Origin of the sequence: Parendozoicomonas callyspongiae (assembly GCF_023502345.1) — a bacterium.
In the GTDB taxonomy this organism is placed as follows: Bacteria; Pseudomonadota; Gammaproteobacteria; order Pseudomonadales; family Endozoicomonadaceae; genus Sansalvadorimonas; species Sansalvadorimonas callyspongiae.
Genome location: NZ_JAMFLX010000026.1, coordinates 19,295 through 38,569, shown reverse-complemented (window position 1 = coordinate 38,569; position 19,275 = coordinate 19,295). Strand labels below are relative to the sequence as shown.

Below are 19,275 nucleotides of genomic sequence, written 5' to 3'. Positions count from 1 at the left end.
GTCTGTACATGAGATCTTACTCATGCTTAAATGAGAATAAATCTCATTTGCATGTATGAGGGGTGTCTGTGGAAAGGTGGCAAACAAGAATCAGGCAGGGGAATTTCTACTTCCAACACAGTTGCTGGAAGCAGGCGGAACACTACTACCGTGAAGCCGCTTCAATCCTTGAAGAAGAGTGGTTTCGTGATCTTGACAACGCACAGTTCATGATGGCCTGGATTGCCTGTATGCATAATCTTGGCACTCTGTTTGAAAAGCTTGAAGAGCCCCAAAAAGCCAGCCCGTTCTTTGTTTTGCCTTACAGGCGAGTTGTTACCTTGCTGCAAGAGGGAGGGTTGTCACAGGAGTTTCATTTCCCTCTTATGCGTGCTGTTCGAAGCACTGTTCTTCCCTTGCTTGAGTTCTCCAATCGCCATTCGGTTTGTGATTGTTGCAGGAAGCATCTCGATATAGCCAGAGAGTGGCTGGCTGTTTCAATGGGGAGTAGCAGGCAATCCTGCTCAGTGAGCCGGTTATCAGGAAGTGTTGCTTCTGGTCAGGTCGTGCCTTTTCCTCAGGCAAGAGTTCTGCACTAATCCCGTGAGTTGTTCCTTATAAGGTGAGGAGTAAGAACATTTTTAAAATGGTGAACCAGGTTATGAATAATGTTGTATTTTTAGAGAGCAGGGATGTGGTCAAGCTGGAGATTGATGTGGAGAAACTCAGGACCTTATTTGAAAGGGGAGCCCTTTGCGCATCAGACATCCACTGTCTGGATAATGAATCCAAGAAGCAAATCTGGAATTTGTGTCTCGGTTCATGTTCCAAGTGCATTAAGGGTGGCACATCTTCACAGGGTTATTGTTAACTGGAGCCCTGCTCCTGGTTAAAGCCCTGTGCGTCTTTTAAGCGCATTTTGCTTCTTACAAAAATGCCGTTACCCCGGCCAATTTCCCTGTTTTCTGAATCGTAGACAATGGCCTCAGCAATAAACTGGGTGTTTTTTTTATTCACAACTTTGCCTATGGCTTTCATTATTCCGCTGGAAACCGGGCGGGTAATATAAGTTGTGAAGGATGTCGTCAGAACAAAAAACTCCGGCTCAAGGGTATTTGCTGCAAAAAAAGCCGCATCATCAAGCATCTTAAAATAGACAGAACCATGAACTCCGCCAGCAGAGTGATGTAGTTTGCTGTCCAGCTCGATTTCAATTTCTGCATAACCGTCTTCCAGTCTCATGGTCGGGTTATAGAACTTGTTCAGAGGTGCAGCAGCGTACATGCTGATAAGTGAGTCGTAATGTCTGTCGGTATTCATTGTTGTTATCCCGCCATCAATAATTATAAGGCAAAGTTCGTCTATTGCTGAGGACGAAGATTAACCGGATTACAGTGAAAGAGATAGCTATTCTCTTTTCAGTACTCTGGCAAAAATGTCACTGATGCCGCTGTCGCCCAGAATATTAATATGATCTCTGCCGCGAAGAATCCTCATATCAACATTGTCACGGGATGAACCATTCAGAATGTTATAAAGATCCTGGGTATTCTGGGGGTTGATCACTTTATCTTGTGAACCGTGCCGCAGGTAGATTCTGGTATTGGGGGATATATGCTGGATGTTTTGATCGGTTTCCATATTGAACTTCACCAGCCACTTGGGGATCTTGATACCCATAAACATATCCCTTCCTACACGGGCAAGGCTGGTATAGGGTGAAAGAAGAATTGTTGAGTCAGGATTATTCTGACCGGAGACCCAGGCAGCCATACCTGACCCCAGCGACCAGCCTGAAACGGTAACCCTGCGGTACTGATTGCTCAGCAGTCGGTAGAACAGGTTGGCATCATCGAGCAGAGTCTGGCCATTCACAGGTTCGAGATCATTCCGGTAGCCCCGGTATTCAGGGATCAAAATATCAACGCCCTGATCATTGCAGAATTCGGCAAGAGACTGGTTGTCAGGTTTGAGTGCATCAAAGAGAGCCCGGCCCGCCAGATGGCTGGTTTCCCCGTTGCCATGGTAATGAATATGAAGAGTTCGCTCGCCGGTGTCGTGCGCACTGTTAGAACGAATCAGAAGTCCCTGCAGACGCTTGCCATCGTTGGTCTCGATGGTCACTCTTTCTGGTGTTCCAAGTCCGTCTATCTGCAGGTCATAGGTTTGTTCGGAATGCGGCAAAATCTGGTCAGGAATAATGCCCTTGCCCAGAAGTGTACCTGGCAAAACAATGGATTCTTCAATAGAACGGGCCAGTTTTTCAGCCGCTTTGATGGATTGGCTGCGTATAAATGACATCAGTCCCAACTGCGTTATTCTCCAGGGGAGCCGCATGGTTTCCGGAATTAAGGAGTGCTTCCGGAATTTCTTGGCCTGGGAAGAGGAACCCAGCCATTTGCTATTGAGAGACAGAACAACTTCAGGAAGAGGCTGGTAACCTCCAGGGAGCAGGCTGCCTGGTTTTAGCCTGAACCAGAAGGCATCATTTTCCTGTGGCAGGGTAAACAAACCGGCAACAGGTTCCAGTCGCGCTGAATCAACGTCAACGCTGTGGCTCTCGTGAGGATAACTCACGGTATTTCCAATACCTTCGATCATTGAAGGCGACAGGGGAGGAAGTACCGGCTGGCTATTCTGTATCTGCATGGCTGCAAAGTTTAGATCTGACCACCAGCCACCACCTTGCAGATTATTAATTTCAAGCACCTTCGGTTTTTGCCAGCCAGATCCAATTTGTGGGAAAACTCTTAACTGCACTCCACCATCGGGGGAGTGTTCATAAACAAGCATCAGCTTTGAGATTGATATGCTGCTGCATATCTCCCTCAGTTGGTACAGGCCTTTCATCAGGGGGGAATCTGTTGAAACCTCATCTGTGTCAAGGAAATCAATAAAAAGTGCTGGCTTATTGTTTGATGCAGAGGTTTTGACCGGGCATGTCAGAATACTGAGGTCTGCTGCGCTTTGGCTCCCTTCAATAACAACCGGCTGGACTTTGCACTGACGATAAGCCGAGATCTCTGCTTTCAGTTCAGGCCATATGGCTTCCAAACCAACATAAATGGTATTTGCAGTCCTTAACCATGGGGTGGCAGCACCGGCCCAATCTTCGCCATAGGCAGCTACCATGGTAGCATCCCCAATGCTGGGTAGCAGGCGCAGGGCTGTATAGCGGTCAAACTCCGGGCGCATAAAAAAGTAGTAAGTCATATTCAGCAAGGGCCAGCCTAAAGTACTGATCCAGTTGGATTTCAACCGGTCGGCAAGAAACCGGTGCACAAAACCAATGGCAAAGCTGGTGGCAGCAACAGAACCGAGAGGGATCAGAAGTTCATCTTGTGCCATGCGAATGGCCGGATTGTAGGAACTCTCTGGTTGAGTTGAGAAGTAGCCGGTTTCAATAAAATGGTCTGGAACTGTATCAAGAGGATGTTGCTCAGCCTTCAATGGGGAAGCGGAGTAAAATACCATCAAAGCTAAAACTGGAAACAGGATTCGTCTAATTGTTTCTGTAATCATTTAAACCAGTGGATGCCTGATCTGCGAAGAGAACAACAATAGCAGTGGTTCACTGGGTTTCTGTAACGATTTTATTGTACCTATGGTATTACATTGAAAATGGGTGAAGAAGGTTTTCTGAACTTTAACTGCTCTGTACTGGATAATGCTCCTGTCACTATTGGCAAGCGTGTGATGATTGGGCCCAATACCCAGATTTATATTGCTGCCCATGATCTTGATCCGGTTTTACGGGCAGAAGGGATGGAAAAAGCTCTGGCCGTGACCATTGAAGATGATGTCTGGATCGGCGGTGGCGCCATTATCCTGCCAGGGGTAACCGTTGGAATAGAAACCATTGTCGGTGCGGGGTCTGTAGTAACTAAGGATGTTCCCGCAGGAGCTAGAGTTCTTGGAAACTCTGCCCGAAAAATAAATTAACAACCTACTTAAACTGGCTGAAATACTCAGCCAGTTGACTGATTTCTTTATCCGTCAATCGCGCACTCATAATCGCCATAGTGGGATTGTCATTCTCCCCGCTACGGTAGGCTTTTAACTTATTGATCAGTTCCTCGGGTGCCTGACCAGCCAGTTTCGGACCCTTCATATACTTATTGCCCTGACCTTTTGTGCCGTGGCAGTTGGCACACCCTTTAAGCTGAATCAGAGTGATAAGTTCTGCCTGGTCAGATTCTGCAGCCAGATTACCAGTGAGAAACAAAATGGTAGCAACTACCCATCTGGCAAGATTTATACGGTTCATCGTTATTTATTTCTCTTTTCGTCGTCCACGGTGAAACATGGTTCAGCATTGCTGGGTCAGTATACGGTGATAGTGCGTGTATTGACTAAAAAACAACGAAGTTTGACAAAGGGGGCATTTATAGTGATAACTACATGAATTCATAATTACAGTTTATTTACATTTAATTAACTTTGCGGTCAGGTTTATGATATCAATGACCAGCGCTTCGACAGCGCCGAACAGAATCGTGTTGTTGGTCTACCTTGGTCTGACTGGCAATGGCTGGTGGTTCAAGCCTTGGGCTGGTATCCATGACCTGTCTTGGTCAAACAAATCTGATGACATTCGGGGCAGCAATGGCTACATGGTTGGTTGGAGTGCTGGCGCAACATTCGAAGTTGCCGGTGTACCTCTGATGGTAACCAACTGGAATGAAATTGAGCTTAACCGCAACAAAGAGTACACCAAGCTGTCTCATAGCAAAACTGGCCTGAACGGTGGCATTGGTGTTTGGTATGACATCAACGATACCTTCTAGACCGGTGTTCAGTACAGCTACTTCAAGAACAAGCAGGGCTGGAAAGGCTACGGCGGTGCTATGATCTACCGTATTGGTATGCACCTGTAAGCACAGGCTTAGCATAAACAGCCATGAGCTGAAGAAAGTTTTTCGTCCCCTCGCGGGATGAAAAACTTTCACGAGAAAGAGCGCCATTTAATGTGGCGTTTATTTATGGCTGCAAAACCATAATTATTTTTTCAAGTAAGTATTCGGTGAACCCATGTCATATCCCCAGTTTTCAAGGGCTGTAGCAACATAGTTACTTCGTACCAAAAAAAGAACTCCTCTGGTACCAAGGGATTGCGAGCTCAGCAAATGGGTTCACCGAATGTTTACTTTTTCAAAGACTTAAATGTTCCAAGAGTTTCAGTCCGGGCCAGATTGTGATCGATAATCGGCTCCGGGTAATCAGGATTGCTCCCGAGTAGATCGTGCTTGCCGCTCGAGGGAGTGTGTATTGATTTTCCATCCAGGTTTTTAAGTTCTGGTAACCATTCCCTGAGAAACACTCCGTCAGGATCGAACTTGGCTGACTGGCTGGCAGGGTTAAATATTCGAAAATAAGGCGCGGCATCTGTTCCGGTGCTTGCAGACCACTGCCAGCCACCGTTGTTGGAAGCCAGGTCACCATCAATGAGATGCTCCATAAAGAACTTCTCACCCAGTCTCCAGTCCAACATCAGATCTTTGGTGAAGAACATGGCGCAGATCATCCGCAAACGGTTGTGCATCCAGCCGGTTGCAACAAGCTGTCGCATAGCGGCATCAACAATAGGGTAACCGGTCTTTCCTTCCTGCCAGGCTTTGAGAAGTTGTTTGTCTGTTTTCCAGGGAATCTGTTCGGTATGTTTCTGGAAAGCTCTGCTCATGGAGACCCTTGGGAAGCCGACCAGGATATGTCGGTAAAACTCACGCCATATCAGCTCGCTCATCCAGCAGGCCAGTCCGGCACATCCTGTATCAAGCTCTCCATCATTTGCCTTTGCTGCAGCTTCGAAACACTGTCGTATGGAAAGAACACCGGCAGTCAGGTAAACGGAGAGACTGCTGGTTCCTGTTTTAGCAGGAAAGTCACGATTTTTCTTATAGCCATCAGCTCTCTCTTCAATAAATGCTTTCAATATCTTATGGGCATTTTTTTCACCTGCAGGCCAGGTTTCAAGGATATTTTCTGCAGTGGGTTTATAGGCTGGTAACTTGTCACTTTTCACATTGAGAGATGGCGGTTCTTGCTTTTTTGGAGCTGGGCATGGGTGATAATCACTGGGTGATATATTTTGGTAAACAGCCTTGCGAAAAGGGGTAAAAACTTTAAAGAAGCTCCCCTCTTTATTTAATACTGAGCCTGGAGTCATAAGGCAGTCACCTGTAAATGAGAAACAACCAATGCCAGCCTTATCAAAAACAGCTTTTATGTTTTGATCGCGTTTGTGTTCATTGGCACCGTATTCATCATTAAACCAAATGGCCTCACAGTCTATTTTTTTTGCTAATTGCAGAAGACTGTCCGCTGTATCTGAAAATCGCTTCAGTCTTTTAGTGATAAGCGGTATGTTGAAAACTTCCAGATTCTTTTTCAGAACATTCAGGTTCTCCTGCCAGAACCGCAGTTTGTTGGGGCTGTCATTATGTTTCAGCCATTGTTCTTCAAAACTGCACCAAACGCAAATTACCGGGCCTTTTAGAGAAGCCTGGTAGAGTGCGGGATTATCCCTGCTTCTCAGGTCAGAACGTAACCATACCAATTGCAGTTTATTGTTAGCCATTGAAGGTGAATCCAAACAGAGTTTGATATTTTATTCCAACAGTAGATTTGATAATAACTCAGTTTTTATTAGGCATCATTGGTTTCTTTATTAAAGTCAAGCTCCGATCTATTCTCGCTCTCCCCGACAAATAAGGAAGCCTATGCGGCTCGGTTCGGTTTCAAAGTGTTTGTTGGCCAATCTGCTGATGTGGGTTATATCTCAGAGCGCATTGGGAATGTTTTCGTTGAGGAAAGAGGCTACATACTCCTCAACATTTACTTCAGCGCAATGGCTGACCGGAAAGCAGATGGGAGAAGAGAACATCCTGTTTTTGCCGACGTTTGCCAAACCAATGTATGGCGCTGTATCAGCTGTGCCTTTCCATCTGGTATCAGCTAGTGTGCTGGTTTTTCCGGGAAAAGAACACGAGCAGGAAACTGTTATAACATCAGTACAAAGGCTGGCTGAAAGTGGCGGTGGGAGTACTCCTGAGACTGACTGTATCAGTTATGGAAATGATGAGGTGTTTCCCTCTGTATCTGATTATAAGGAGTGTGGAGAATCATGTTTTATTTCCAGTGCTACTTTGGAGCAGGAGAAAATCAGGCTGGAGTCAATGCCCAGGCTGAGGGTCGATTTGTCTATTCTCTGTCAGGTAGTATTGCCATCGCATGATTTAAGAGGATACGAGCCGTCATTACCTTATTCAGCCAGTAAATCACAGGAAGAAAATTCTCGCCTTTGCGGACTTGAATCCCGCTTAAGCAATCTGAGTGTTAATGGTGATGAAGTTGAAGAGATCGGCTCTAAAGGTTATGCGTCAGATGAAGGAATTGACTGTAAAATACAGCCCAAAACAATTGAGGCCTTATTTTGCACCTGTGGTGCTCGTATTGCAGCAAATTTCTTTGATGAAATCACTTTGATTTTCAAAGGAGAGACAGAAGCTGAATGCCTGCAATGCAATCTGAAGTTTAAAGCTTTGCAAACAGAGAGAGGCATCCTTGTTAACAGGCGCAGCCAATTAATCGGTTTTAAAACGGTTGGATATCTTGGTATTCAGTATGATTTGAGTGGGCGAGACTGTCTTATCTGCATGAGTCCGATGAATCAGGATGATGGTGAGCTTAATGATGGCTTATCCTGTGGTGAGCATCACGCCTGCCGGTCTTGCCTGTTCGATCAGCTTGAAAACAGCGTACTGAATCACAAGCGGCCTGAGTGTCCAGGTTTTGCGTGCAGTGTCACTTGGTCTGATGATGATATTTTGCTTGTTTGTGGCGATAAGCGAATTCTGGAAAAAATCAGTTTCTATGAGTTGGAGGAAGCCTGTTCAAAGGATCCGTCAATGTTCTTTTGTCCGGCCCAAAATTGCAGCTATATAGGGTTTAAACCTGATGTCAACGTTGGAGAGAAAGCCGAATTTGCCTGTCCGCGACGGAATTGTGAACAAAAAATGTTGTTTTATCGTGGGCGTAAAAAAGATCACGCACAGCTGATTTTGGGCGACCAGGCTCAGCAATATGAGAATTACTGCCAGATAAAAAGAATGGTTGAGAGTGGTGACTGGAAGTTATGCCCGAGATGTAAAACCCCGATAGAAAAGCTTGATGGCTGCCATCATATTACCTGTGGAAAATGCAAACACGAGTTTTGTTGGGTATGCATGGAACTGTGGAGAAAAGAGTATGATGGTCGTATGTATACACATGGCCGCTGCATTGAGCATAATGCTCGCTCCAATTCTCGGCCTATACGGCAGGTTGCGCTCCCTGCTTTTGGATTTGAGGAAGTTCTACACACAGAGTCACCAGTGAAACCAAAGCCTCAAAAAGGTAAAAAACATAAGAGCAAAAAGAGTAAGCGGGGCCATCGCAGGCATTGGTAAGGATGAGAACAACCGAGGCAGCGGGTGGCTAATCGGTTCTGGCGGATTTTCAATCTCTTCGGGTCATATTCCCCGCAACTTGCAGCGTAAAATGGTAGGGTGAGCGAATACACCCACAAGAGTTATAACGTTACAGTTTTGCTTTATCACTTAGTGTTTCCTGCAAAGTATCGCCGAGCGGTATTTGACAATGCTGTAGATAAAGAGCTGAAAGCAGTGTGTCTACAGATAGAGGCCAGATATCAGATCAAGTTTCTGGAGATTGGGACGGACAAGGATCATGTGCATTTTTTGATTGGAAATGGCTTTTCAGACAACTTCTTAGTTGCACTCTCAAGTGAGATATCCAAACTTAGTACAGGTAAATCGCGAAGCTAAGTGCTGATCCAGCCAGGTGGTGTAAAGCCTTATGGAAGAGAATGATGTAATAAGCCAGAAAACGCTGCTGATAACAGGCGGTACTGGTTTTATCGGTCAATTTCTGGTTCCGGAGTTGTTGAAGGATAACTGGACTGTGGTTGTCTTCAGCCGTCAGTCATCTGACCGTGTTGCCCGTACCCTGGGTGACCAGGTGCAATCCATTCAAAGCTTTGACCAGTGGCCGTTTCCAGAAGGGCCCGATGCCTGTATCAACCTGGCAGGTGAAGGTATCGTCGAGAAACGCTGGAGTAGCTCCCGCAAGCAGATACTTCGTGAGAGTCGGATCAATCTGACCAGTGAACTGGTTGAATGGCTGAATGCTCAGGATAAAACCCCGAAAGTATTTATTTCTGGCTCTGCTGTTGGCTACTACGGCCCACAGAAACCTGATGATGAAATCACCGAAATGTATCCTGCCGGTGATGATTTTGCGGCAGAACTCTGCTCGGAATGGGAGCAGGCTGCTCAGACTATCAGTGATGACTGCCGTTTGTGTTTGCTCAGAACCGGTGTGGTATTACATCCCAAGTATGGTGCTCTTGCCAAGATGTTGCCTGCTTTCAAAATGGGAGTAGGTGGTCCCATTGGAAGTGGTCAGCAGGTCATGCCATGGATTCATATTGAGGATATGGTCAGAGGTATTCTCTTTCTGCTGGATACGCCTGATGCCCAGGGGCCATTTAACCTGGTTGCACCCAAGGCGGTTGATAACCGCACTTTTTCCAAGGCTCTTGGGAATGCTGTTAAACGTCCGGCCTTTTTTACTGTCCCGGGGTTTATGATGAAGCTGATGCTGGGGGATGCTTCAGCTTTGCTGCTGGAAGGGCAGCGCCCAATTTCCTTTAAGTTGGAGTATTCCGGTTTTACCTTTCTTTATCCAGAGTTGGAAAAGGCTCTGGAAAGCCTTCTTCCGCGCTAGTTTTTACTGTGTTGTCTGATATAACCGGTTAAACAGCTGGGCACAGTCACACTCCTTCATGCGATATATGCTGGCAGGCCGATTACTGCCGTAACGCTTTTCACCGGTATCTTCCAGAATATTTCCGCCCACAAAGCGATTGCGTATGGAGCGCATTGGGGGAGACTTACCCAGTATACAGTTAAAAACATCGCGGATTTCAGACAGCGTAAAGACTTCAGGAAGCAGATACAGAGGGAGAGTACTGTACTGCACCTTGCTGCAAAGCCTTTCTATGGCTGTCAGCAGCAAGCTTTGGTGGTCATAAGCCAGGTCTGGCAGCTGGGGATCGTGGCAGGCCGTTGTTTGAATACCAATATCCAGCCATTCGGCTTCACCCAGATCTTTTTCCGGTTCACCTCTCAGAAGGGCAAAGTACACCACGGTCAGGGACCAGCCACGGCTGTCCCGATGGTTATTGCCAATGGTTTCAACTTGCTCCAGCCAGGAGGGTTCGGCACTGGTCAGTTGAGTAATTTGTCTGAGAGCCGTTTGTTCCAGCTCGCTATCTATTTGTGGATCTATTCGTCCGGCAGGTAAAGCCCGGGGAAACGTTGCCTTCGGGTGAGTGGCGGGAGCAGTGAGAACCTGCAGCTGCCCCTGGTGCAACCTCAAAGCGACAACATCAACGGATATCAAGGCCATTGATAGCAACTGGGCGGGTGGAAAATCAGATTGACTCATAAATTGATCAGTAAAACTCTCCAGTCTGTTCACTATGGTCAACCTTTTTCAACGTATGAGGCGGAAACAGGAAGCCGGGAAGTCATTATATCCTGACAGCTCTTGACTCCTTTTGGAACTAGATTCACTATGTTAAGGAATCTAGTTCACTATGTAGGCTGAAGCCATGCTGAAACTTGGACCCCGGGATAGGGTTGCGGCTTTTGATGTTGACGCCCAGAACTGCTTTACCGAGCTGTGTCCGGCGGAGCTGCCAGTACCTGATGGCGTTCATATAGTCAGTGAACTGAACAGACAGGCTGATATTGTCAGCCTGCGTCTGGGTTCCAAGGATGCTCATCCGGCCAATGCCATCTGGGAAGCCGATGATGACCGTCCAGCCCTGACTCCTGTTGAAGGGCATAAGAATGTTGATTTGCACTGGCCACGGCATGGTGTCCCCGGAACCTTCGGCTTTGAGTTGCTGGAAGGTCTGCCAGAGGTCAGTGAATACGATTATTTCGTCTGGAAAGGGGTGGAGCCTGATATCCACCCTTATGGTGCCTGTTTTCATGATCTCGCCTGCCGCCGGAGTACAGGAGCCATTGAGTTCCTGCGGGACCGGGGCATTGATGTTGTCGTTGTAGGCGGACTGGCACTGGATTACTGCGTGAAGGTAACAGCTCTGCAGCTTGCTGAGGCTGGTTTTCGCGTCATTGTGAATCAGGGTGCGACACGAGGTCTTGCACCCGAATCTTCCGCTGAAGCCCTGAGAGCTATGGCGGCGGCTGGTGTTGAGCTGGTTGAGTCAGCCAATGACCTGCAGGTTGGTTAAGTGTTCGGGAGGCCACTTAGCCAGTTATAAAGATTTACCCTAATTAGTACATCATCGTTGTATGTCTAAACCAATTATCACATCGCTGCTGGATACAGATTTATATAAGCTGACTATGCAGCAGGCGGTGTTTCATAACTATCCAACAGCTGTTGTTGATGCCCGTTTCCACTGCCGTTCCCCGGTTGACCTTAGCCCCTTGGCTGATGAAGTCCGGGATGAGATTAACAGCCTTGCCGGTTTAAGACTGGCGGCGGATGAGAAAGGCTGGCTGGGTGAAGTAGGCGTCTTTAAGCCGGATTATCTTGACTGGCTGGAATCCCAGAAGCTTGATCCAAACAAGGTTGATGTCCAGATTTCCCAGGAAGCTCTGCAGATTAATGTTCGGGGCTCCTGGCTTGAAGTGACCCTGTTTGAGATCTATGTGCTGGCCATTGTCAGCGAGCTCTATGGGCGCCATATGCAGACCGGTGCGGCGCTGGAAACAGGACGCCTGCAACTGTGCAACAAGATTGAAGCACTGAATGGGCATCTGCGGGATACGGGTGGCAGTTTCCACTTTGTCGACTTCGGCACCCGTCGTCGTTTTTCTGCGGACTGGCATCGTGAACTGCTGACAACTCTGAAGCAGGAGCTGCCGGGCAGTCTGGTTGGAACCAGTAATATCATGCTGGCCTGTGAACTTGATCTGAAACCGGTTGGTACCATGGGCCATGAATGGCTGCAGGCACATCAGGCGCTGGTGGATGATCTGGCTCTTAGTCAGCGTCGTGCACTTGAAGTCTGGTATGAAGAGTATCAGGGCAAACTCGGTGTTGCCCTGACCGATACCATTACCATGTCGGCTTTCCTGAATGACTTTAATCGTGAGCTGGCCCTGCGTTACCAGGGGCTGCGTCATGACTCCGGTGATCCTATTACCTGGGGTGAACGTGCCGTCGCTCATTATGAGCTGCTGGATATTGATCCACGTACCCGCCAGCTGGTTTTCAGTGATGGTCTGAATTTTGATAAATCCCTGGAAATCAGTGAGCACTTTGCCAGCCGGATTCCGACCAGCTTTGGTATTGGTACCTGGCTGACTAATGATGTTGGTGGCAAACCGCTGAATATTGTTCTCAAGCTGGTGTCCTGCAATGGCCAGCCTGTTGCCAAGATATCTGACGCTCCAGGTAAAACCATGTGCCTGGACACTAATTATGTGAACCGTTTGAAGCAGGTTTACGCTGTCAGCTAAACCCCAACCACCTTGAAAACCGGAGTTTTAAGCAAGCTCCGGTTGTACACTTACTCTCAGAATTTCTTCTTCGCGTTTTCCGCCTCTTTCACAACATTGGCTGTATGCCTCAGCGCTCCATTCCATACGATATCAATCTCTCTTGCGGGATGTTCCATCTTTATGCGTTCAAGGATATTAACGGTATGTTCTTTTCTACCGCAGGGATAAGGCCATATCCTGACTTGTCCCAGATTGCAGTAATAAATGCCGTAGAAAGTCACTTTGGTTGACAGGCCGGGAGAGTCTGAGCCTACCCATAACGGCTCTCCCTTGCGGAACCGGCCATAACCCAGGCGTTTCAAAACGTAGATGCTCCGGTGTTTGATTCCACATGGAATGAACTTTCAGCATGATGGCTATCTGGCAGGAACTGGGTAGGTTATCGTACTGATTGTGCTTTGTTCAGCAGTTCGTATATACCGTAGGGAAAGCAGACTCTAAAAACATCGGATTTCAAGATGGTCGGGGTTTAAGTGCGATTAACTGCCTAACCACTTGGTTATGATTCCTTCACCTGTATATCAGCAGCATGAATGAACCTCCTACCTATTTCTGTTTCTAACTCCATGAAGGATCTCAGTTCAATATGCATAATTGGAGGTGTATATGCCAGCCAGACAAATTTATCTCACCAGAGCAGTTACCCTGACACTTATATTTCTCTCGCAGCTGTTGTTCATCCGTCCTGCGGCATGTTCCGATATTAAATTTTCCAAACGTTATCAAATTTTTGGCATGGTATCAGGGGAAAAAATATCTGCTGGATTTATTCATCGTCATGATGTGGAAGTGGATGAAAACTATATTGCTGCAAGCCATTACCACTCAAAGCTCGACATCCAAATCCGTTGTAACAATGATAATACCATGGCCATATGCCATGAGCTTCGAAATAAGTCATCGGGAATAAAGAAGGCAGCGGTCAACCAGTTCAATTATTGTTTTGATGCATTTAGCCCTGGTATCGGATATCGCTATAGCACAGCAATAAAACCTAACCGTTTTACTGAAGGTTTTTTTCTTCAGGCATGGGGTACCATAAAAGAATCAGGATGACAAAATTTAGTTATCGGGATAACGATAGGGGTCACTGGTATTTTTATACTCCTGTATATTCTGACGAGCAGTACTATTCAATTTTCATGTCTCAACATCATGAAATGCGTCTGAACGCGTTTTTTAATGGAAATAGCCGTGAACCGGGCCACCCCTGCTCACAGAGTCTTGTCTCTGAGCCTTTTAAATATAATGAGCGATTCTCGTACGTTAGCACTACCCATAGAAACGGGAAAAACTGGGGTATACCATCAACAAGCATGCAATATCATTGCATGCTTCCCAAAGAGGGACTGCTTCCCCAGGATTTTGATGCGGGGGTTGAAAATCTGGAACCATTGTTTCTTGCCCATATGGGCAAGTTATCTATGGATATGGAGCTCGATCGTGATTTATTTATGATGATGTTACCCTTTCATTTTCAAGCCTTTCTGAAGCAGGAACAAATAGGCGATATCGGTGCTTTCAATACACTGTTCGCGCACGCAATGTTCGCGTATCACCAAAAACCTGCTCCAATCACAACCCATTGTTTGAGTGAAAGAAGCAGTCACAAAGACCCACGGACTGCTGATGATTTCACAGAGATTCGTTACTGTGCCTCCCCGGATTTTCAGAAATGGGAGAGCATTACAATACTACAAAATCACCTGCCTGTTATCATTATGGAGGCAAGTGACACCATCGAGCCGCTAAGAACAAGGGTGTGCGAAGAATAAGACATATCTTCAGGCCTGTACGGTTAGTCCCGCTCAACGCGGGCCCGTTTCGTTGATTTGTAAACGACAATAACTACGACTACGAATTCGTAGTCCCGATAGGGTGCAAGCCTTCAGGCTTGGTGTGCCTCTTTGACCTGTTCTAATCAAGACAATGGTGTCGAAAGTCGTGCTTACGGGTGGTGTGGTGTTGAATGGATTAAAAACTGCCTTGCGTTTGTATCTTTCAGTGACTTTATCCTGATGCAGGGCTTACGCATCAAAAGCTCCCTGATCCCGTAAAGTAAAACATCTTGGCCAGCCATTACTGTTCTCCACGCCTCTGAATGGCCTGATAACGGCGCATAGTATTAATGCCTTAAATTCGGCTTTAGATGGGTAGGATACGCTGAAGAACGGGCTGATCCAAAATCGTGGATCTGACTTTTCCAAATGTTTCTTTTGAAAAGATTTTGTTTTCATTTCAATGAAATGGCTTTCCCCCCTTGCAAAGTCACTCCGGTTTATGGAGAATGCGACACCGTTCGAGGGCAAGTGTTAAGCGTGTCCTGAGCGTCATTATGGCGGACCTTGTCGGTTCCCCCGCAATGAGCAGCTGTGAATTCCGCCAGGCCCGGAAGGGAGCAACGGTAGCAGTGCGCACATGTGCCGGGGTGTTAGCTGGCAGGGGCCGCCTCCATTATCTCTCCCTTCTGAATGTCTTTCTTTTTTCATCCTGAAACTTCAGCTCTGAATACTATCGTGCATCCATTCCTTATCTCGGTTAGCATATAGCGTCTTATTTTCCTTCGAACAGCTTACCTGCAGTAACCAAACTGGCGACAATGAAAGTGGCGAAAAACCAATGAGTTATCAGGTGCTTGCGCGCAAATGGCGGCCCCGGACCTTTAAGGAACTGGTAGGGCAGGTGCATGTTTTGCAGGCCCTGGTGAATGCCCTCGACAATGACCGGCTTCATCATGCCTACCTGTTTACCGGCACCCGCGGTGTGGGTAAAACCACCATTGCCCGAATTCTGGCCAAGTGTCTGAACTGTGAAACCGGTGTGACCTCGGAGCCCTGTGGTGAATGCGATTCCTGTCGGGAGATTGATGAGGGCCGCTTTGTTGATCTAATCGAAGTCGATGCAGCCAGCCGTACTCGCCTGGAAGATACCAAGGAACTGCTGGATAACGTGCAATATGCGCCGACGCGTGGGCGCTTCAAGGTCTACCTGATCGACGAAGTGCACATGCTCAGCACCCACAGTTTCAACGCCCTGTTGAAAACGCTGGAAGAGCCACCTCCCCATATCAAGTTCCTGTTGGCGACCACTGATCCGCATAAGCTGCCGATCACTATCCTGTCCCGCTGCCTGCAGTTCAGCCTGAAAAATATGCCCCCTGAAAGAGTGGTGGGGCATCTGCAGAATGTACTGGATGGAGAACATATTTCTTACGAGTTGCCCGCGTTGTGGCAGCTCGGTCGTGCTGCTGATGGCAGTATGCGTGATGCTCTCAGCCTGACGGATCAGGCTATTGCTTACTGCGGTGAAGGCCTGACCAATCAGGGTGTCACCGCCATGCTGGGCACGATTGACCAGGCCCAGGTTTACAGGGTGCTGGATGCTCTGGCCGATGGTAGGCCGCGAGCGGTTCTGGACTCAGTGTCTGAACTGTCTGAGCACAGCCCTGATTATGTGGCTGTTCTGGCTGATATGCTGTCGGCGCTGCATCGCGTGGCGCTAGCCCAGGCTCTGCCTGATGTGGTGGACAACAGTCAGGGGGATCGTGAACAGATTCTCAATCTGGCGGGGCGCATGACTGCTGAAGATGTTCAGCTTTATTATCAGACCGGCTTAATTGGTCGCCGTGATCTGCCTCTGTCCCCAGATCCGCGTTCCGGTTTTGAAATGGTTCTGCTGCGAATGCTGGCATTTCGTCCGGATGGCATTCCAACTGTTCCCGAACAGCCACTGCCCGGCAGCGATTCTGGCAATGAGAAGCAAGCTCCCAGAGAAGTATCCAGCGCGCCTGAATCAAAAGCAGAAGTACGTGAAGATCGTGAGGAGCCTGAGCCTTCAGGGTCATTAGATGCTCCAGCTCAACAGGAGCCAGTATCTCAAACTGAGCCTCAACCTCAGTCGGTAGAGGTTCCTGCCCAAGAACAGGAGCAAGTTGCTCAGGAACCTACAGAAGTTTTGGAAGCAGAAAGACAACCTGCCGAAACAATTGAGGTCCCACCTTCGCCAGCACCGTCACAACAGCAGCCGATGCCGGAGCCTGTTGAAGCTGCAGTGGCTGCAAATGATGCTCCGCCTCCCGGATTTTATGATGCCCCCCCGCTGGCAGACTATGCCAATGTTGATATGGGTGGTTATGAGAATGAAGTGCGGACACCTATTGATGTCGATAGCCTTCTCAATGAGCCCCCGGCACCATCCCAGCCAGAGACCGTAGAACCTCAGGCCGCTACTCCTCCTGAGCCTTCAGCACAGCATGTTGAAGAGATTGAACCGGAAGACGAGAAAGAGAAGATTGCTCTTGCCGGACTGCAGCCACAGAACTGGATTGATCTGAGTCAGGGGCTGCGCATGGGTGGTGTGACCGGTGCCATCGTATCCAACTGTGAGATGGTTTCGGCAGCTGGCAACAAGATGGCCCTGCGTCTGGATAGTGAGCACGACACCCTTTATAACGACAACCACCGGATGCGAATAGAGCAGGCTCTTTCGGATTACTTCGGTGAGAAGATTGCGCTGGATATCCAGACCGGTGTGGTCCAGACCGAGACCCCCTCAGCTTGGCGTGAACGTCGTCGGCGTGAACGTCTGGAAGCTGCCCGCCGCAGTTTCCATACCGATGAGCGGGTGCAGGCTATTGTTGAGGCCTTTTCCGGCACAATTCTTGACCATACCATTGAACCGGTAGGCTCCTAGGCCGGATAATATGATGATTCGCCTTGCAGGGTTTCGTTAATTCTGCAAGGCCAGAAGTTTTCAATTCAGCGATCAGTTAGAGGTGAACATGCTGAAAGGTGGAATGGGTAACCTGATGAAGCAGGCCCAGAAGATGCAGGAACAGATGCAGAAAATGCAGGAAGAGCTTGCTAATGCAGAAGTGACTGGTGAAGCTGGTGCTGGCCTGGTTAAGGTGACCATGACCGGTCGTCATGACGTACGCCGTGTTGAAATTGATCCTTCCCTGATGGAAGAGGATAAGGAAATTCTGGAAGACCTGATTGCTGCAGCGGTTAATGATGCTGTTCGCAAGGTTGAAAAGAACCAGCAGGACAAGATGGGCGAAATTACCGGTGGTATGGGTATCCCCGGTATGAAGATGCCTTTCTGATCTGACGGATACAGGCAACAGATTATTTCAGGGAAGGTTCTCCAGCTATGTCATTCAGCCCCTTGATTGTCCGCCTGATGGATGCACTGCAGTGTCTGCCGGGTGTTGGTCCCAAGTCCGCCCAGCGTATGGTTCTGCACTTGCTGGAGCGTGATCGCCAGGGAGCCAGTCAGCTGTCCGAAGCCCTGAAAGCTGCTGTGGAAGGGGTTGGGCACTGCCAGCGCTGCCGAACCCTGACCGAAAAGGATATCTGCGATATCTGCACTCACCCCGAACGGGACGGTGAGCAGCTATGTGTGGTGGAAACACCCGCCGATGTTCTGGCCATAGAGCAGGCTGGTGGCTATAGCGGCCATTACTTTGTTCTTATGGGGCACCTGTCTCCTATTGATGGAGTGGGTCCTGAAGATATTGGTGTTGACCAGCTTCTGGCGCAGGTTGAAACCGATGGCGTCAGGGAAGTGATTCTGGCAACCAATCCAACCGTGGAAGGTGAAGCTACGGCTCACTATATCGCTTCTGCTTTACGTAAGCTGGGAGTGAAGGTATCCCGCATCGCCCACGGTGTGCCTCTTGGCGGTGAGCTGGAATATATTGATGGCGGTACCCTGATGCATGCCTTTGCTGGTCGGCGGGAACTGGTTGACTGAGTAGCAGGTTAAACAAAAAGCCCGGTTGTTATGCCGGGCTTTTTTGTTTCGCACTATTCAACATCACTCAGGTTGAGGCCGGCAGCCAGAACACCCTTATTGAACATGATGTTTTCAACCCAGCATTCGACTGCTCTATCAATGGCAGTTTCTGAATAGGAATCAGGAAAATCCTCGCTGACAAGCTGTATCATGGTTGCAAGGTTCTTATGAAAGCTGACTGACTCAGGAGTTTTACCTCTAAGGGTTTCGAGGTACTCATAGTATTCATTTTGCAGCGTTTTCACTTTTCCATCACGCAATGCGGTGATTTCCGGCATTATGTCATTGGCTTTTTTAGCAAGCTGAATTTTCTTTTTGGGGCCTTGCTCCATAGCTTTCCGAGTGTAATCCCAAGCTTTTGTGCGCAGTTTTCCCAGTTTTTTCCAGTTCTGAACCAACTTGGGTGGAACTGGTTTTTGATCACATGTTCCTGACCAGGTGAGATACTCCTGGGCACTATCACAGACTTTCTTCCAGGTTTCTTGAATCTCTGGGCCATTTCGATGCTGGGACAAGGCGCCGTCAAGTGACAGCTTTTGCTTCTCGAACACCGCAAGAGCATCTGGAATATCTTTGGGCAGATAAGCACCCACATGGTAAAGACCATTGTATGTATCGCTGAATGATGAGGCTAAAGCTTTTTCGTCAGGCTTTTTAACCTCTTCGGTATAAGGCAAACACTCATGCTTGACGGGGTCGACATCCCGTTCTTGTAATTTCCTTGTGCCCTGTTCTGCTGGTAACCGTAACCCTTTCGTTTCAGTGGTGTCTTTAACCTGCTCTTGTTTTTCAGAATGCTCAGTCGGTGAGCGTGTAGAAGAGCCTGGGGGCAGTAACGGTGAGTTGGTGGCGCGTGTTGGCACTTAAAGATCTCACTTAAAGATCTCACTTAAAGAAA

19 protein-coding genes, 1 other RNA gene and 1 pseudogene are annotated in these 19,275 nt (G+C 48.0%); 14 read left to right on the top strand and 7 right to left on the bottom strand.

What is annotated here, in order from left to right:
* The first annotated feature begins 68 nt into the window (after positions 1-68).
* Positions 69-578: a hypothetical protein gene (locus tag M3P05_RS16410; protein WP_249701121.1), complete on the top strand. Its 510-nt coding sequence runs from the start codon at positions 69-71 to the stop codon at positions 576-578.
* Positions 579-846: 268 nt separating this feature from the next.
* Here M3P05_RS16410 and M3P05_RS16405 read toward each other — a convergent pair whose 3' ends face one another.
* Together M3P05_RS16405 and M3P05_RS16400 are read right to left on the bottom strand one after the other, a co-directional pair.
* A complete protein-coding gene (locus M3P05_RS16405; RefSeq protein ID WP_249701120.1) occupies positions 847-1,299 on the bottom strand; it encodes a PaaI family thioesterase in 453 nt (150 codons plus the stop codon).
* Between the two features lie 87 nt (positions 1,300-1,386).
* Positions 1,387-3,453: an alpha/beta hydrolase gene (locus tag M3P05_RS16400; protein WP_249701119.1), complete on the bottom strand. Its 2,067-nt coding sequence runs from the start codon at positions 3,451-3,453 to the stop codon at positions 1,387-1,389.
* Positions 3,454-3,600: 147 nt separating this feature from the next.
* On the opposite strand from M3P05_RS16400, the gene M3P05_RS16395 reads away from it, so the two are divergent.
* Entirely contained in the window at positions 3,601-3,921 is a 321-nt protein-coding gene (locus tag M3P05_RS16395) for a DapH/DapD/GlmU-related protein (RefSeq protein ID WP_249701118.1), read from the top strand.
* Between the two features lie 4 nt (positions 3,922-3,925).
* Here M3P05_RS16395 and M3P05_RS16390 read toward each other — a convergent pair whose 3' ends face one another.
* Positions 3,926-4,246, bottom strand: coding sequence for a c-type cytochrome (locus tag M3P05_RS16390; protein WP_249701116.1), 321 nt, complete (start codon positions 4,244-4,246; stop codon positions 3,926-3,928).
* 196 nt (positions 4,247-4,442) lie between these two features.
* Between M3P05_RS16390 and M3P05_RS16385 the strand changes: the two genes are divergently transcribed.
* Entirely contained in the window at positions 4,443-4,766 is a 324-nt protein-coding gene (locus M3P05_RS16385; protein WP_249701115.1) for an outer membrane protein OmpK, read from the top strand.
* A gap of 356 nt (positions 4,767-5,122) precedes the next feature.
* Here the strand turns inward: M3P05_RS16385 and phrB are convergent, their stop codons facing one another.
* Positions 5,123-6,556 (bottom strand): deoxyribodipyrimidine photo-lyase, encoded by a 1,434-nt coding sequence (gene phrB, locus M3P05_RS16380; RefSeq protein ID WP_249701113.1) that lies wholly within the window; start codon positions 6,554-6,556, stop codon positions 5,123-5,125.
* Between the two features lie 568 nt (positions 6,557-7,124).
* Here phrB and M3P05_RS16375 point away from each other — a divergent pair.
* The 3 genes and pseudogenes from M3P05_RS16375 (at position 7,125) to M3P05_RS16365 (ending at position 9,765) form a co-directional block, all read left to right on the top strand.
* Complete coding sequence (locus tag M3P05_RS16375) at positions 7,125-8,426, top strand: IBR domain-containing protein (RefSeq protein WP_249701112.1); 1,302 nt, start codon at positions 7,125-7,127, stop codon at positions 8,424-8,426.
* 99 nt (positions 8,427-8,525) lie between these two features.
* A pseudogene (gene tnpA, locus M3P05_RS16370) lies at positions 8,526-8,723 on the top strand (IS200/IS605 family transposase); the annotation flags it as partial.
* Positions 8,724-8,835: 112 nt separating this feature from the next.
* Positions 8,836-9,765: a TIGR01777 family oxidoreductase gene (locus tag M3P05_RS16365; protein WP_249701111.1), complete on the top strand. Its 930-nt coding sequence runs from the start codon at positions 8,836-8,838 to the stop codon at positions 9,763-9,765.
* Positions 9,766-9,768: 3 nt separating this feature from the next.
* Here the strand turns inward: M3P05_RS16365 and M3P05_RS16360 are convergent, their stop codons facing one another.
* Positions 9,769-10,488 carry an NUDIX hydrolase gene (locus tag M3P05_RS16360; RefSeq protein WP_249701110.1) on the bottom strand — a complete coding sequence of 240 codons (720 nt, stop codon included), beginning with the start codon at positions 10,486-10,488 and terminating at the stop codon, positions 9,769-9,771.
* Positions 10,489-10,654: 166 nt separating this feature from the next.
* Here M3P05_RS16360 and M3P05_RS16355 point away from each other — a divergent pair, with 166 nt between their 5' ends.
* Both M3P05_RS16355 and pncB read left to right on the top strand, forming a co-directional pair.
* A complete protein-coding gene (locus M3P05_RS16355) occupies positions 10,655-11,302 on the top strand; it encodes an isochorismatase family protein (protein WP_249701109.1) in 648 nt (215 codons plus the stop codon).
* Positions 11,303-11,363: 61 nt separating this feature from the next.
* Complete coding sequence (gene pncB / locus M3P05_RS16350; protein WP_249701108.1) at positions 11,364-12,539, top strand: nicotinate phosphoribosyltransferase; 1,176 nt, start codon at positions 11,364-11,366, stop codon at positions 12,537-12,539.
* 56 nt (positions 12,540-12,595) lie between these two features.
* Here pncB and M3P05_RS16345 read toward each other — a convergent pair whose 3' ends face one another.
* Entirely contained in the window at positions 12,596-12,883 is a 288-nt protein-coding gene (locus M3P05_RS16345) for a hypothetical protein (protein ID WP_249701107.1), read from the bottom strand.
* Positions 12,884-13,187: 304 nt separating this feature from the next.
* Between M3P05_RS16345 and M3P05_RS16340 the strand changes: the two genes are divergently transcribed.
* The 6 genes from M3P05_RS16340 to recR all read left to right on the top strand — a co-directional run bounded on the left by M3P05_RS16340 (position 13,188) and on the right by recR (position 18,335).
* Positions 13,188-13,637 carry a hypothetical protein gene (locus M3P05_RS16340; RefSeq protein WP_249701106.1) on the top strand — a complete coding sequence of 150 codons (450 nt, stop codon included), beginning with the start codon at positions 13,188-13,190 and terminating at the stop codon, positions 13,635-13,637.
* 275 nt (positions 13,638-13,912) lie between these two features.
* A complete protein-coding gene (locus tag M3P05_RS16335; RefSeq protein WP_249701105.1) occupies positions 13,913-14,356 on the top strand; it encodes a hypothetical protein in 444 nt (147 codons plus the stop codon).
* 571 nt (positions 14,357-14,927) lie between these two features.
* An RNA gene (gene ffs / locus M3P05_RS16330) (signal recognition particle sRNA small type) lies at positions 14,928-15,025 on the top strand.
* Positions 15,026-15,200: 175 nt separating this feature from the next.
* Positions 15,201-17,273, top strand: a complete 2,073-nt coding sequence (dnaX, locus tag M3P05_RS16325; protein WP_249701104.1) for a DNA polymerase III subunit gamma/tau — start codon at positions 15,201-15,203, stop codon at positions 17,271-17,273.
* Between the two features lie 88 nt (positions 17,274-17,361).
* Positions 17,362-17,685, top strand: coding sequence for a YbaB/EbfC family nucleoid-associated protein (locus M3P05_RS16320; protein WP_249701103.1), 324 nt, complete (start codon positions 17,362-17,364; stop codon positions 17,683-17,685).
* Positions 17,686-17,732: 47 nt separating this feature from the next.
* On the top strand, positions 17,733-18,335 hold the full coding sequence (gene recR, locus M3P05_RS16315; RefSeq protein WP_249701102.1) for a recombination mediator RecR: 603 nt from the start codon (positions 17,733-17,735) through the stop codon (positions 18,333-18,335).
* Positions 18,336-18,388: 53 nt separating this feature from the next.
* Here recR and M3P05_RS16310 read toward each other — a convergent pair whose 3' ends face one another.
* Complete coding sequence (locus M3P05_RS16310) at positions 18,389-19,240, bottom strand: hypothetical protein (RefSeq protein ID WP_249701101.1); 852 nt, start codon at positions 19,238-19,240, stop codon at positions 18,389-18,391.
* Positions 19,241-19,275: the final 35 nt, after the last annotated feature.